This is a genomic window from Fusibacter sp. 3D3, assembly GCF_001748365.1.
GTDB lineage: Bacteria > Bacillota > Clostridia > Peptostreptococcales > Acidaminobacteraceae > Fusibacter_A.
Map to the genome: position 1 here is coordinate 133,916 of NZ_BDHH01000010.1, position 15,237 is coordinate 149,152.

Annotated in this window: 11 protein-coding genes; 10 read left to right on the forward strand and 1 reads right to left on the reverse strand. The window is 38.9% G+C overall.

The genetic code is table 11. The annotated features are described in order from the left end of the window. Positions 1-85: 85 nt before the first annotated feature. The 3 genes from F3D3_RS12795 (at position 86) to F3D3_RS12805 (ending at position 5,153) form a co-directional block, all read left to right on the forward strand. Positions 86-835, forward strand: coding sequence for a WecB/TagA/CpsF family glycosyltransferase (locus F3D3_RS12795; protein WP_069874480.1), 750 nt, complete (start codon positions 86-88; stop codon positions 833-835). A gap of 76 nt (positions 836-911) precedes the next feature. Then, entirely contained in the window at positions 912-2,060 is a 1,149-nt protein-coding gene (gene rpsA / locus F3D3_RS12800; protein WP_069874482.1) for a 30S ribosomal protein S1, read from the forward strand. A 561-nt stretch (positions 2,061-2,621) separates the two neighbouring features. After that, entirely contained in the window at positions 2,622-5,153 is a 2,532-nt protein-coding gene (locus tag F3D3_RS12805) for a Lon protease family protein (RefSeq protein WP_069874484.1), read from the forward strand. 72 nt (positions 5,154-5,225) lie between these two features. On the opposite strand, the gene F3D3_RS12810 is transcribed toward F3D3_RS12805, so the two are convergent. Next, positions 5,226-5,792: a 5-formyltetrahydrofolate cyclo-ligase gene (locus F3D3_RS12810; RefSeq protein ID WP_069874485.1), complete on the reverse strand. Its 567-nt coding sequence runs from the start codon at positions 5,790-5,792 to the stop codon at positions 5,226-5,228. Positions 5,793-5,996: 204 nt separating this feature from the next. On the opposite strand from F3D3_RS12810, the gene ftsE reads away from it, so the two are divergent. The 7 genes from ftsE (at position 5,997) to uvrA (ending at position 15,178) form a co-directional block, all read left to right on the forward strand. Continuing rightward, positions 5,997-6,683 (forward strand): cell division ATP-binding protein FtsE, encoded by a 687-nt coding sequence (ftsE, locus tag F3D3_RS12815; RefSeq protein WP_069874487.1) that lies wholly within the window; start codon positions 5,997-5,999, stop codon positions 6,681-6,683. Further along, positions 6,673-7,566 (forward strand): permease-like cell division protein FtsX, encoded by an 894-nt coding sequence (ftsX, locus tag F3D3_RS12820; protein WP_175438370.1) that lies wholly within the window; start codon positions 6,673-6,675, stop codon positions 7,564-7,566. Before ftsE ends, ftsX begins: the two co-directional genes overlap by 11 nt. A 9-nt stretch (positions 7,567-7,575) precedes the next feature. Continuing rightward, positions 7,576-8,709, forward strand: coding sequence for a murein hydrolase activator EnvC (locus F3D3_RS12825; RefSeq protein WP_069874490.1), 1,134 nt, complete (start codon positions 7,576-7,578; stop codon positions 8,707-8,709). A 10-nt stretch (positions 8,710-8,719) separates the two neighbouring features. Beyond that, positions 8,720-9,934 carry a S41 family peptidase gene (locus F3D3_RS12830; protein WP_069874588.1) on the forward strand — a complete coding sequence of 405 codons (1,215 nt, stop codon included), beginning with the start codon at positions 8,720-8,722 and terminating at the stop codon, positions 9,932-9,934. Positions 9,935-9,965: 31 nt separating this feature from the next. Continuing rightward, the gene (locus F3D3_RS12835) at positions 9,966-10,193 is read left to right on the forward strand and encodes a hypothetical protein (protein WP_069874492.1); all 228 of its coding nucleotides are present in this window, start codon (positions 9,966-9,968) and stop codon (positions 10,191-10,193) included. Between the two features lie 180 nt (positions 10,194-10,373). Further along, positions 10,374-12,359: an excinuclease ABC subunit UvrB gene (gene uvrB, locus F3D3_RS12840; RefSeq protein ID WP_069874493.1), complete on the forward strand. Its 1,986-nt coding sequence runs from the start codon at positions 10,374-10,376 to the stop codon at positions 12,357-12,359. Beyond that, positions 12,359-15,178, forward strand: coding sequence for an excinuclease ABC subunit UvrA (gene uvrA / locus F3D3_RS12845; protein WP_069874589.1), 2,820 nt, complete (start codon positions 12,359-12,361; stop codon positions 15,176-15,178). Before uvrB ends, uvrA begins: the two co-directional genes overlap by 1 nt. Positions 15,179-15,237: the final 59 nt, after the last annotated feature.

A 15,237-nucleotide genomic window follows, 5' to 3' on the forward strand; every position in this document is an offset into this window, starting at 1 on the left:
GAAGCGGACTGAGTATACATTAGGATTGCGCAAGGGTTACGAAGGCAGCGAAGCGGACAGAGTATACGCTTTGATTGGGGGATTAATGGAAATTTTTAAAGGCACAAACTATGTGAAAATATTCGGGGTTAGGATAGACAAGGTAACGATGGAAGAAGCGAATAAACGCCTTGTGAGCTATATGCAAGGTGAGGAGCTTAAAATGATCTTTACACCTAATCCAGAGTTTATTATGAAGGCACAAGATGATCCTGAATTCAAGACGATTTTATGTGAAGGGGATCTCGTGGTGCCAGATGGTATCGGCATTATTAAAGCTTCTAAAATACATCATTTAGAACTTCCGGAACGCGTTCCGGGTATAGAACTTATGGAAAAGGCGCTGGAGTATTGTAATCGGTCGAAAAAGAGTATATTTTTATTCGGCGGGAAACCTGGTGTTGCTGAGACCGCTGCAAAAAAAATACTGGAAAAATACCCTAATTTAATTGTCAAAGGAACTCAAGATGGTTACTTCGATGAAAAGGATGAACTGCGAATTCTAGATAAAATCAATGAACTAAAACCCGATATTCTATTCATCGGTCTTGGCGCTCCGAAGCAAGAAAAATGGATATACAAGCACCGAAAAATTATCAATTCAAAAGTAGCGATGGGCATAGGTGGCGCGATAGATGTGTGGGCAGGGGTTTCGAAACGAGCGCCCAAAATTTTTATTAAATTAGGCGTTGAATGGTTATATCGTTTGCTTAAAGAACCCACACGTATTGGTAGAATGATGATACTACCTCAATTTATGATTAAAGTTATTTTTTCTAAAACAATAGACAGTTAGCGTGTTCATGCGAAACTGGTTTTGGACACTCTAACCGTAAGATCACTAAAACAATTTTAATTTTGGAGGGATAAACATGAGCGATTCAATGTCAATGGCCGATTTAATGGCACAATATGAAACCAATAACGATCTTAAAAAGGGTGACGTTATTGAGGGCACAATACTTTCTGTAAATACAGAAGAAGTTATTGTGAATATCAATTACAGTTCAGATGGTGTGTTGCCTAAAGAAGAAATCACAGGAAGTACAACAGAAGGCTTAGAGGTCAACCAAAAAATTTCAGTTTTTGTTTTAAAAGCAGATAATGGCGATGGCAATGTGCTTTTATCTCAAAAAAAAGCAGACCAAATATTGGTATGGGACGAATTTGAAAAAATAATGAACAGTAAACGCCCTTTTAAAGTAAAGGTAAAAGAAGTGGTTACTGGTGGCTTAGTGGCTGACTACAAAGGGGCTCGTGTTTTTATACCCGCATCTCATGTGGCTTTAGCCTATGTAGAAGATCTCAAACCTTATTTACATCAAACCCTTGAAATTGTACTTATTGATTATAAAAAAGAAGATCAAAAAGTGGTTGGCTCTAGAAAAGTGATAGAACAGGAAGCGCAAGAGCGCTCAAAAGCAGATCGCTTATCAAGAATTTCACCAGATGATCGCATCACTGGAAAAGTGGTGAGAATAGCAGATTATGGTGCTTTCGTTGATTTAGGAGGCGTAGATGGTCTCGTTCACATTTCTCAAATGTCGAATAAGCGCATTAAGCATCCAAGTGAAGTCGTTCAAGAGGGTGCCTTAGTGGAAGTTATCGTGCTTGAAGTCAACAGAGAGAAAGAGCGTATCAGTCTTAAGTTAGCCGATATAAAAGAAAGTCCATGGGAAACCGTTGACGTACATTATCATGTAGACGATGTTGTTGCAGGCAAGGTCACAAGAATTATGAACTTCGGTGCATTTGTTGAAATTGAGGATGGCCTTGAAGGTTTAATTCATATTTCTGAACTTTCAGAACAACATGTTTCTAGAGTTCAAGAAGTGGTTAATGTCGGCGATGAAATTGAAGTGATGATCATTCAAATTGACAGCGAAAACCAAAAGATGGGATTGAGTTTAAAAGCGGCAAAAGAAGCTGAACTATCAGATTTTGAACCCTATGCAGAAGAAGAGCAAACCACAACATTAAGCGATCTCTTTGGGGATAAACTTAAAAATTTAAAATTCTAAATCAATATCAAATACAGCCATGGGGGAAAGTAGAAGTAATTTTTGAAATAACCCTTGAGAATAGGCCTCTTCGCTTTTTAAAGCGGAGAGGCCTATTCTCAAATCAGTGGGCGCCTTTCCGCCCACTGATTGCAAGCCGTGAGGATTGTAAGGGTTACGAAGGAAGCGCAGCGGCCTGAGTATGGGCGCCTTTCCGCCCACTGATTGCAAGCCGTGAGGATTGCATAAGGGTTACGAAGGAAGCGCAGCGGCCTGAGTATGGGCGCCTTTCTGCCCACTGATTGCAATCCGTGAGGATTGTAAGGGTTACGAAGGAAGCGCAGCGGCCTGAGTATGGGCGCCTTTCCGCCCACTGATTGCAATCCGTGAGGATTGCATAAGGGTTACGAAGGAAGCGCAGCGGCCTGAGTATGGGCGCCTTGCGGCCTGAGTATGGCATAAATGATTTTGACACAAAAAAAAGGGTATTAAGGGTTTGTGTAGAAATCTATAAATATAGGGGACAATTAAAATGAACCTTTCTAATCCGAACTCAAATAAACTTACAACATGGAGGCGATTATGGAATATTTAAAGCTAAAACCGGAACAACTCAATAATAAGTGTGAATCCAAAAGGTTTGAGTTTAAAACGACAGAAGATTTACCACCCATTAGAGGTATTATAGGTCAAGAACGTGCTAAAAAAGCACTGCAGTTTGGATTGAACGTCACCAAAAAAGGCTATAACATCTATGTTTCGGGTCAATGGGGCACAGGGCGTAATAGCTTCGTCAATATGCTCACAGAGGAACAGGCTGTTAAGCAACCTGCACCTTCTGATTGGCTCTATGTCAACAATTTTAAAGATCAGTATCATCCAATTGCGATTAAAATAGATAATGGTGAAGGCAAAAACTTTATCAAATATGTAGAGAGATCTATTCGATTTTTGAGAAAGGGCATGGAAGAAATTTTCTCAAGCAGAGATTATGAAAATGCACGTCAAAAACTTGTGGAAGAATATAATGTTCATTCTGCAAATGTCATCGAAAAATTAAATTTTGTAGGCGAAAAATATGGCTTTTTATTCTCTCTAAGCGAAAAGGGCATTGTGAGTATTCCGCTAAAAGATGGCAAACCCATGAATGAAGAAGAATATAAGACCATCACACAAGAAGAATATGATAAAATGATGGGAAATTCTCAAAAGCTAAATCTGGAGACGATCGATTTATTTAATCGGTTGCGATTAGAAGAAGAAAATTTGAGAAATAAACTGAAGAGTTTAGATGAACAAATGGGAAGGCATCTTGTGAAATTCCATTTGGACACGATTAAAGAAAAATTTAAAAACAATGATGATATCAAAAAGTATTTAGAATTTTTAGAAGAGGACATCATTGAAAATTTAGATGAGTTTAAGCAAGAAGAAGCAGAATCAGATGAGCAAAATCCACTTGCTATGTTTGCGATGGGTCAACAAAATCCAGAAGCTTTTTTTGAGCGTTATCGCATTAATCTATTCGTAGATAATTCTGAAACGCAAAGTGCACCCGTGGTATTTGAGTCAAATCCTACTTATTTCAATTTAGCAGGGAGTATTGAATATTTAAATGAAATGGGTGTTATGAAGACAGATTTCACTATGATCAAACCGGGAGCGCTTCACAGAGCTAATGGAGGGTATCTCATCTTGCTGGCAAAAGATATTTTAGCCAATCCATTTGCATGGAAAAGTTTAAAACGATCTCTGCTAGATGAGTCTGTTTCCATTGACAGCCGTATATCATCATCGGGTGCCTTAGTTTCACATACCATTAAACCTCAACCTATTCCAATAGATGTTAAAGTTATCGTCATAGGGGATTACTATACGTATTCGTTGTTGAATGCATATGATGAAGAATTTCAAAAACTGTTTAAGGTGATGGCAGATTTTGATGAGGACATGGAGCGTAACGATGAAAATATCACAAAGTTTGCAAGATTTATTTCAACTAAATGTGAAACGGATCACCTCAATCATTTTATGCCTGATGCAGTGGCTATGCTTGTGGATCATGCCACAAGACTCGCAGATGATCAAACGAAATTAACAGCGCATTTAAAGACTTTGGGTGATATTGTTATTGAAGCAGATGCTTGGGCGAATTATTATAAAGAAGACTTTGTAAAAGTAGAACACGTTAGAAAAGCGTTAGATGAAAGAAAATATAGGGCGAACAAATATGAAGAACAAACCATGTCACTTTTTGAAGAAGGCACGTATCTCATGGATGTGACTGGGTACAAAGTGGGCGAAATCAATGGACTCGCGGTAGTTGGAACGGGCATGTACAGTTTCGGGAAGCCTTCCAAAATAACAGTTTCGACGTATCAGGGGCGTTCTGGCATTATCAATATTGAACGCGAAGCGCGGACAAGTGGTAAAATTCATGACAAAGGGGTTATGATATTAACAGGGTATCTTGGCCGAATGTTTGCACAAGATAGACCGCTTGCACTTACTGCAAGTATCGTATTTGAACAGCTTTATTCAGGGATAGATGGTGACAGTGCGTCTAGTACGGAACTCTATGCGCTGCTATCGGATCTATCTGGGGTGCCTATTAATCAATCCATTGCGGTTACAGGCTCTGTAAATCAAAGAGGTATGATTCAACCCATCGGCGGCGTCAATGAGAAGATCGAAGGCTACTTCAAGGTTTGTAAAATGAAGGGCTTAAATGGTGAACAAGGGGTGATCATTCCGAAACAGAATGTTAAAAACCTCATGCTGGATCAAGAGATCGTCACAGCTGTAAGCAATGGTGAATTTAGCGTATGGGCGATAAATCATGTGGATGAAGGCATTGAAATTTTAACGGGAAAGCCAGCTGGAAAACGCAATATAAATGGTGTCTTCGATAAAAATTCAATCCACGATTTAGTAGATAAAAGATTGAAACATTTGGCGACACCACCAAAATCTCAGACCAAAACAGCAACTCAAACGGCGACAATTGAAGTGGCTCAGCCTAAAGCTGAAAAGAAAGAGCCTGCAATTGAGAATCCGCCAGTATCGAATAAAAAATCTGTGAAGAGAGCACCAAAAAAAGAAAATATGGAATAAATTAAGGCGCTTGGAACAATAAAAAAGTTCCAAGCGTCTTTTTTAGACGATGAGCATCCGTTTGCGGCTATCCTAGAACCAATGAATGCCCTTTTCAGTGATGAGTGCTGTCAAGGGTAAGTCGTGTGATTCTACGGGTATGACATCGAGTTGTTGAAGTGAGAAAGCAACGCCAATTCTAGGGACATCAGGGCTGATTTTTTCAAAAAAACGATCATAAAAACCACCGCCATAACCGAGACGAAACCCTTTCATATCAAACGCAACGCCTGGTGTTAAAACGAGATCGATCGACTTCAAATCAATTTGTGTGTGCCTTTTGGGATCGGGTTCAAGAATGCCGTATGGGCTCAACTTGAGATCAGATATGGCATTGACAGCATGAAAAGTCATGATTTTGTTTTTCATATCAATATAGGGCAGGCATAGCGATTTTTGTGTTTTAAGTATATAATCATTAATAGGCGACATGCAAACCTCATCTCTGAAATCCAGAAAGGATGCCACTTGAGACGCTTTTGTAAATATTTCTGAATGGACCAGATAGGACATAATGAGATCACTGTAAGTTGTGCGTTCTTGTTCTGATAGTGAAGAACGCGCCTTGAGCATTTTTTGACGAATTTGCTTTTTATCCATGGCGTTCACCTCTGTGTAATATTTATTTAATAATTATACACTTAAAATGCGCTCTAAGTATAGGTATAATATAAAGGTAATGGTTTATTATAGCTGAAAAATTAAGTATAATAAGAGAGATAGGTGGTTGGATTTGGACACTCTAACCATAGATGTTGAATTAATAAAGTGTTTACAGGAAAAATGAGAAGGGTTAGGACATTTATGATAGAGTTTAGCAATGTTTCCAAACGTTATGACAACGGCGTAATGGCACTTAATAATGTCAATATAAAAATTGAAAAGGGCGAATTTGTCTTTATAGTAGGTCAAAGTGGCGCTGGTAAATCTACTTTTATCAAAGCTATTTTAAAAGAAGTAGATGCGACAACAGGGAAAATATGGGTAGACGATGTGAATGTTACGAGATTACACCGTAGGCGAGTACCCTATTTAAGGCGCAAGGTGGGGGTTGTATTTCAAGATTTTAGACTGCTTCCCAACAAGACCGTATATGAAAATATTGCGTATGCAATGGAAATATTAGGGACCCCCCAGAGGACGATTCGAAAGCAAGTGCCGATGATCTTATCGTTGGTTGGACTCTCTGGAAAGGGAAATGTTTATCCCAATCAGCTGTCTGGTGGAGAACAACAGAGGGTGTCAATAGCACGTGCGATGATCAACAACCCGCCTATTTTGATTGCGGATGAGCCCACGGGTAACCTAGATCCAGAAACTTCATGGGAAATTATGAAGATACTTCGAACCATTAACAGAAGAGGTACAACCATACTGATGGCAACACATGATAAAGATATCGTGGACATTATGAAAAAACGTGTTATTGCACTTGAACATGGGAGTGTTGCAAGAGACGATAAAATAGGAGTTTATGGCTATGACGATTAAACCAATTTTCACATTGAGAGAAGCCTTAAAGAGTCTGTGGCGAAATAGATTGATGAGTATTGCCTCTGTTTCCTCGGTTTCAGCAACTTTGATTATATTAGGCATTATATTTGCGTTGATTGTCAATGTTAATGCATCGACTCAGGCAGCAAAAGATCAGATTGACAGCATAAAAGTCTACTTATTGGATGAGTTGACTTCAGAAGAGAGTGAAGCGTTGCAAAATGAAATTGAAGCCATAGCAGGTGTAGAAACTGTTTCTTATGAAAATAAGGTCGATGCTTTGGCGAAGATGCAAGCGTCGTGGAAAGAAAATGCATATATGCTAGAAGGCTTAGAAAAAAATCCGTTGCCCAATTCTTTTATTGTCTATTTGACCGATATTTACTATTCAGAGAGCGTACTTGCGTCTTTGGAAAAATTAGAGGGAATAGAGCAAATTAAATCCAATCAAGATACCGTTGCGAAACTGTTATTGTTTACAGATTTGATTAGAAAAGCTGGATTGACGATTATATTTGTTTTAATTGCAATTTCGACTTTTATCATACACAATACGATTAAGCTGGCGGTTAATGCACGACATAGGGAAATTAATATCATGAAGTATGTGGGTGCCACAAACTGGTTTATCAGATGGCCTTTTTTAACAGAAGGGACGATCTTGGGACTTGTAGGCGCAGGGGTTTCAGCTATGATCATGAAGATCGGCTATGAGTATATTTTTAATGTGTTGCATTCTGATTTTTTTGTATTGATTGCAGCTTATATTGTCAAACCAGAAGTGCTCATGAAAGACTTGATATTTTTATTTGTAGTTATTGGTGCTGGGATTGGTGCGCTGGGCAGTATTTGGTCCATGCGTAAATATCTAAATGTGTAGGAGGCTATGATGAACTTAAAAAAATGGCTTCCCTTGATACTCATTTTTATGTTGATCTTTACAACGGCTTCTTGGGCGAATAACGATGAACTTAAAAAGAAAGAGCGGGAGTTAGAAGAACTTAAACAACAAATTGAATCGATGGATGCGTCTATTGATGCCAATAAATCGCTTCAAAATCAAACGGCTTCCAATATAAAGAAAGTCAGTACAAGTATCAAAAATCTTGAAAAAGAGATTGCCGAATTAGACTTAAATATTAATAAGACCGAAGGGGACATTGACGTTAAGACGGTGGAACTTGCTGATGCGGAAGTCAAAATTGGAGAGAAAAATGAACTGTTGAACGATCGGTTGAGGGTCATGTATAAAACTGGGAACATAGGCTATATCGAGGTTCTAATCGGTTCAGAAGATTTTACAGATCTGCTCTCAAGAATTGATATGGTACAGAGAATATTGGATCAAGATCAGAATCTGATCCTCTTTTTAAAAGAGCAAAGAGACATCATCAATCAGAAAAAAACTGAACTTGAAGGCTTTAAAGTTGAACTCTTATCTTTGGTGACATCCAAAAAAGACAAACAAAGTGCGCTTGAAAAAGACTTAAAATCTATGATCTCTTATAAAGAACAACTTCAAAAGGACCAAGCTTCGTTAGAAGAACTCGAAGATGAACTTTTAGGTGAAGCGGATCAATTGACCTCTGCTATCAAAAATCTTCAACTCGCTAAAACTTATGTTGGTGGAGAAATGATGTGGCCTGTTCCAGGAAACTACACCATTACATCGCCTTTTGGCAATCGATTGCATCCTATATTTAAAACGTATAAGATGCATACTGGAATTGATATTTCATGTCCAAGAAATTCGGATGTTTTAGCGGCACAATCTGGATCGGTTATTTACTCTGGATGGTATGGCGGGTATGGTAAAGTAATCATTTTAGACCACGGCGGCGGCTATACCACGCTTTATGGTCATAATGATGGACTTGTAGGTAAGGTTGGACAAAAAGTGAATAAGGGAGACCTTATTGCAAAATCAGGAAGCACAGGATATTCCACGGGACCACATTGTCATTTCGAGGTGCGCGTTAATGGCGATTATGTTGATCCTGAAAAATATGTAAAAGGAAATTGAGGTGCTTAAATTGAAAAAAATTAATGTTGTTATTTTATCATTGTTACTTATAATTGCCAGTAGTGGTATTACCTTTTTTGCAACAACGATCACGCAAGTGGATTTAGGGGATAAAGTGGTCATTTCAAAAAAAGATTTTGACCAGTATCAAGAGACGATTAACAAGTATAAAGAAGTGGAAGTTTTAAAGGACTATATTGAAAAGAATTATTACAAAGAAGTGAGTGATGAACTCATGATCGAAGGTATGAAGAAGGGGATTTTTACTGTTCTTGAAGACCCGTATTCGCTTTTTATGAATAAAGATGAGTACAAGAGTTATATGGAATCTTCGTCAGGTGAATACCCAGGAATAGGGGTCTATTTAGTCGCAAATGAAGACAATGAAATAGAAATCGTTGCACCAATTGAAGATACACCGGGTGAACGTGCAGGGCTTCAAGCAAAAGATCTTATTATTGGCGTCAATGGAGAAACTGTGGATGCATCGGTTATGGACGAGACCATCTCTAAAGTAAAAGGTGAGCCGGGCACATCTGTAACCCTTACGATCTATAGACCTTCACTCAAAGACAAATTTGATGTGGACATCAAAAGAGAATGGATCGATGTAAAAGTTGTAAAATCAAGAATGCTGGACTCTCAATTGGGATATTTGAGAATATCCATGTTTGATGAAAATTCAGCGTTTGAATTTGATAAACATATGAAAGAACTTGTGAACCAAGGGGCTCAAGGTGTCGTTCTTGACCTCAGACAAAATCCAGGCGGCTATTTAACACAATGTGTGAAGATTGCAGACAGCTTACTGGGCAAATCTCTGATCGTATACACGGAAAGTCGAAATGGTGACAACGAGCGGTTTGAGTCAGACTCTAAAAAAATGGATGTGCAGTTGGTGGTTTTAGTGGACCAAGGCTCTGCCAGTGCTTCGGAAATTTTAACAGGTGCATTAAAAGACAATAAAGCAGCAACCATCGTTGGGGTGACCACGTATGGAAAAGGTGTTGTTCAAATTGTAAAACCTTTTTCAGAGGATACAGGCTTTAAGCTCACCACTTCAGAATACTTTACGCCATCTGGTAAAAACATTCATAAAATTGGTATTGAGCCCGATGTGGTAGAACCACTTGATGAAAACTATAGCAAGATTGAAAATCCAACAGATGCAGATGACAATCAACTTCAAAAAGCCATTGAAATTTTAAATGAAAAGCTCAAATAATCAAACCTATGAACTGTGAAGGGAGACCCTTATGGATTTTTCAAAGTATATGGCAACAGGCAATGCAATTAAGGCACTTGGTCTTAAACTTCAGAGTGTGATCGATTCAGAGGCTGTAAATCAGCAGGAGGAAGCGGTTAATAAAGGCTCTAAAAAGATGGACAGGGTTTCTGATGCCTATATAAATCCTGGAATAGCTGTAGCTGGACTCCTATTTATTTTAGTCATAGGCACTTTTATTTTGCTCCACTTTTGGTAAAAATATAAACTGAATTTTACACTCTAACCAAACTTAAATTAAAATGAAGAGCTTATAGATCACAGCGGTTCGTAGAACATCTCGTGAACTATAAGCTCTTTTTAAAATGTCGAAAATGTATTTGACGGGTACGCGTAAAAACTATATAATTGAAATACGAACAAACGTTTGGAGGGTGATATGAATCGCTTTAGAATAGTATCAGATTATAAACCTACAGGTGATCAACCAGAGGCGATTGAGAGTTTGGTCGCCGCTTTAGATCAAAATCAAAAATACAGTACTTTGCTTGGTGTAACCGGTTCTGGAAAGACCTTTACAGTGGCCAATGTAATTGAGCGTGTACAAAAACCAACGCTTGTCATTGCGCACAATAAAACGTTAGCGGCGCAACTTGCTTCAGAGTTTAAAGCTTTTTTTCCAGACAATGCAGTGGAGTACTTTGTCAGTTATTATGATTATTATCAACCAGAAGCCTATGTTGCACATTCAGATACTTATATCGAAAAAGACGCATCTATTAACGAAGAAATAGACAAACTAAGACATTCGGCAACTTCAGCATTATTTGAGCGCAGGGACGTCATTATAGTGGCATCGGTATCTTGCATATATGGATTAGGAGATCCAATTGATTACTCGACCATGACCCTGTCCATAAGACCAGGGATGGATAAATCACGAAATGATATTTTGAGAAGGTTGATTGATATCCAGTACACACGCAATGACATCAACTTCACACGTAATACTTTTAGAGTTCGTGGAGATGTCATTGAAGTGATGCCTTCTTATGAGTTTGAACGCGCTTATCGCATTGAACTCTTTGGAGATGAAATTGACCGGATTGCCGAGGTCAACGCTTTGACAGGCGAAATATTAGGTTATCGCAACCACTTGACGATTTATCCAGCTTCACATTATGTAACACCAAAAGATAAACTTGAGGGTGCGATTGTCAATATTGAAACAGAACTTGAAGAGACCATCAAGTATTTTAAAGATCATAATAAATTGATTGAAGCACAGCGCATTGAACAGAGGACTAAGTATGATATTGAAATGCTCCGAGAAGTAGGGTTTTGTCAGGGCATCGAAAATTATGCAAGAGTCTTATCTGGGAGACCTCCTGGCAGTAGACCCTTCACATTACTGGACTACTTTCCAGATGACTTTTTGATTGTCATTGATGAATCACATGTGACGATTCCTCAAATTAGAGCGATGTATGGGGGTGACCAAACCCGAAAGCAGTCACTTGTAGATTATGGATTCCGCTTGCCTTCTGCAAGGGATAATCGACCGCTTAATTTTGAAGAATTTGAGAAATTGGTGAACCAAGCTTTATTTATTAGTGCAACGCCTGGACCTTACGAGTATGAGCACAGTAATAAAGCCATTGAGCAGATTATTAGACCGACGGGTTTGATTGACCCAGAAGTAGAAGTAAGACCTATAAAGGGACAGATTGACGATTTGTATTCAGAAATTATGAAGAGAATAGAAAAAAATGAACGCGTTTTAGTGACCACTTTAACGAAAAAAATGTCTGAGGATTTAACCGATTACTTTAAAAAGATGGATATTAAAGTGAGATATTTACATTCAGACATTAAGACCATAGAGCGCATGAGCATTTTACATGACCTCAGAAAAGGGATTTTCGATGTGCTGGTGGGTATCAATCTTTTGAGAGAAGGGCTTGATATTCCTGAGGTCTCTCTAGTGGTTATTTTAGATGCCGACAAAGAAGGATTTTTGAGATCTGAAACGTCGCTGGTACAAACGATTGGTCGTGCAGCCCGAAATATTAACGGGAAGGTCATTCTTTATGCAGATAAAGAAACCCGATCGATGAAACTTGCACTGGATGAGACCAATAGAAGAAGGCAGATTCAAACAGAGTATAATGAAGCACATAACATAACACCAACAGGTATCGTCAAAAGTATTAGAGATGTTATTGAAGCCACTGTTGCAGCAGAAGAAGTCGCTGCTTATGAAGTCGAAAAAATCCAAAAAATGACGAAAAAGGAACTCAGAGATTATGTTGACACATTGGAGGGCGAAATGATGGAAGCCTCTAGGAAACTTCAATTCGAGCGTGCAGCTGAACTTAGAGATATGATTGTCGAAATTAGAGAGACGAAATTGAGGAAGTCATGATGAGTAAAAATAGTATTTATGTAAAAGGTGCTAAAGAGCATAATTTAAAGAATATTGATGTGAGAATCCCAAGAGATCAACTGGTTGTTATTACAGGTCTCAGTGGTTCAGGAAAATCTTCGCTTGCCTTCGATACGATTTATGCAGAAGGTCAAAGAAGATATGTGGAGAGTTTATCATCGTATGCAAGGCAGTTTTTAGGTCAAATGGAAAAACCAAATGTAGAATACATTGAAGGACTTTCGCCTGCTATTTCCATAGATCAGAAGACGACCAATAGAAACCCACGATCTACGGTGGGAACGGTCACTGAAATCTATGATTATTTGAGATTGTTGTATGCAAGAATTGGTATCCCACATTGTCCAGTCTGTGGGATGGAAATTGCGCCTCAATCGGTAGATCAAATTGTGGATCAAGTGATGCTCCTTGAAGAAGGCACTAAAATTCAAGTGCTTGCTCCCCTTATTGTGGGCAAAAAAGGGCAACATACCAAAGTTATCGAAGAATTGAGAAAAGAAGGCTATGTGAGAGCGCGTATAAATGGTGAAGTCGTTGATCTTTCTGAAGAAATCGTTTTGACAAAGACCAAGAAAAACACCATAGAAGTGGTCGTCGATCGATTGGTCATCAAGGACGGGATACAACAAAGGCTAACGGATTCTCTCGAAACGGTTCTAAAATTATCTGAAGGCTTAATTGTTATAAATTGTATTGAGGGAGAGGACCTCACTTTCAATACTCAATTTTCTTGTCCCGATCATGGACAAGGTATCGCGGAAATGGAACCGAGAATGTTTTCTTTCAACGCGCCATATGGTGCTTGTCCTGATTGTAATGGATTGGGCTTCACAAAGAAGGTAGATCCAGAATTGCTTGTACCCGATGTCAAATTATCGGTGAGCGAAGGGGCGTTGCTCCCTATTGCAAACAGCGCAGAAGGTACTTTTTATGTGAATATGATAAATGCTTTGTTAGAATATCACGGTGTTTCAACAGAAGTGCCCTTTAGAGAATTTCCAGAGAAATTGAAGCATGAAATTTTCTATGGCACAGGAAAGCGCGATGTCAAATTTAAATACGATAGCAAATATGTGGGCTTTTCAGAATTCAATCGGCCTTTTGAAGGCCTTGTGAACAATTATGAGAGAAGATATGCAGCGACCACTTCAGAGTACATCAGACAAAAAATTGATGAGTTTATGAGTATGATAGAATGTGAAACTTGTCATGGTAATCGATTAAAAGATGAGGTATTAGCTGTTACAGTGGGTGGTAAGAGTATCATAGAGATCACTGAATTATCGGTGAAGGATGCCATTGTCTTTTTTGACCGTTTGAGCCTTGGTTCTACGCATGCTCAAATAGCCGATCAGATTTTAAAAGAGATTAATGCAAGATTACTTTTTCTAAAAAATGTAGGTCTAGAGTATCTATCATTAGCGCGTGCGGCAAGCACTCTATCAGGCGGTGAATCTCAGCGTATTAGACTTGCAACTCAGATTGGGTCAGGCCTTGTAGGCGTACTTTATATTTTAGATGAACCCAGTATAGGACTTCATCAAAAGGACAATCAAAAGTTATTAAAGACGCTTCGAAACCTCACGGATCTTGGTAATACACTATTAGTCGTTGAACATGATGAAGAAACCATCATGGAAGCGGATTATATCTTGGACTTAGGACCAGGCGCGGGTGAACATGGTGGTGAAATCATTGCAGAAGGGACTATTGAAGATATACTAGCCTCTGAAGCTTCATTGACGGGTCAGTATTTATCGGGCAAGAAAAAGATAGAGGTGCCTGCCGTTAGAAGAGCATCGAATGGCCATAAAATCAGGATAACGGGTGCTGTTGAGAACAATCTCAAAAATATTGACGTGGATATTCCACTGGGCATATTTTGCGCCATAACAGGTGTATCGGGTTCTGGAAAGAGCACTTTGATCAATGAGATCCTTTACAAGTCATGTGCGATAAAGATTAACAGAAGCCGAATAAAGGCGGGGAAGCATGACGATATTATCGGGCTTGAACACATCGATAAAGTCATCGATATTGACCAGTCGCCAATAGGGCGGACGCCGAGATCAAATCCAGCAACTTATACAGGTGTATTCGATCACATTAGAGATATTTTTGCACAAGTTCCCGATGCAAAGATGAGAGGCTATCAAAAAGGTCGATTCAGCTTTAATGTCAGTGGGGGTAGATGTGAGCATTGTAAAGGGGATGGCATTATCAAAATTGAGATGCATTTTCTGCCGGATGTCTATGTTCAATGTGATGTGTGCAAGGGCAAAAGATATAATCGCGAAACGCTTGAAGTTAAATACAAAGGCAAGAACATCGCCGACGTTTTAGAATTGACTGTGGAAGAAGCCCTTGAGTATTTTGCCAATATTCCAAAGATTAAAAGAAAAATTCAAACCCTTTATGATGTCGGTCTTGGCTATATTAGGTTAGGTCAGCCGTCCACACAGCTATCTGGCGGGGAGGCACAACGTATAAAACTCGCTACTGAACTCAGCAAAGTGAGCACAGGGAAGACACTTTATATTTTAGATGAACCAACCACAGGACTTCATACAGCAGACGTTCACAATCTCATTGAAGTGTTACAAAAATTAGTAGATGCAGGCAATACCATTGTCGTTATAGAACATAATCTCGATGTGATTAAATCTTCAGATCATATCATCGATTTAGGACCAGATGGTGGGGATAATGGTGGTACCATACTTGTGACGGGAACACCTGAGCAGGTGGCGAAGCATAAGACCTCGTATACGGGTGAATTTTTAAAAAAAATGTTGTAAAACTGAAAATGCAAACCATTTAGGTCATTATGGTCTATAAAAAATAGGTGCTTCATCAT

Coding starts and splice junctions, on each gene's coding strand:
- F3D3_RS12795 (WP_069874480.1), top strand. CDS start 86: ATGGAAATTTTTAAAGGCACAAACTATGTGAAAATATTCGGGGTTAGG.
- rpsA (WP_069874482.1), top strand. CDS start 912: ATGAGCGATTCAATGTCAATGGCCGATTTAATGGCACAATATGAAACC.
- F3D3_RS12805 (WP_069874484.1), top strand. CDS start 2,622: ATGGAATATTTAAAGCTAAAACCGGAACAACTCAATAATAAGTGTGAA.
- F3D3_RS12810 (WP_069874485.1), bottom strand. CDS start 5,792: ATGGATAAAAAGCAAATTCGTCAAAAAATGCTCAAGGCGCGTTCTTCA.
- ftsE (WP_069874487.1), top strand. CDS start 5,997: ATGATAGAGTTTAGCAATGTTTCCAAACGTTATGACAACGGCGTAATG.
- ftsX (WP_175438370.1), top strand. CDS start 6,673: ATGACGATTAAACCAATTTTCACATTGAGAGAAGCCTTAAAGAGTCTG.
- F3D3_RS12825 (WP_069874490.1), top strand. CDS start 7,576: ATGAACTTAAAAAAATGGCTTCCCTTGATACTCATTTTTATGTTGATC.
- F3D3_RS12835 (WP_069874492.1), top strand. CDS start 9,966: ATGGATTTTTCAAAGTATATGGCAACAGGCAATGCAATTAAGGCACTT.
- uvrB (WP_069874493.1), top strand. CDS start 10,374: ATGAATCGCTTTAGAATAGTATCAGATTATAAACCTACAGGTGATCAA.
- uvrA (WP_069874589.1), top strand. CDS start 12,359: ATGAGTAAAAATAGTATTTATGTAAAAGGTGCTAAAGAGCATAATTTA.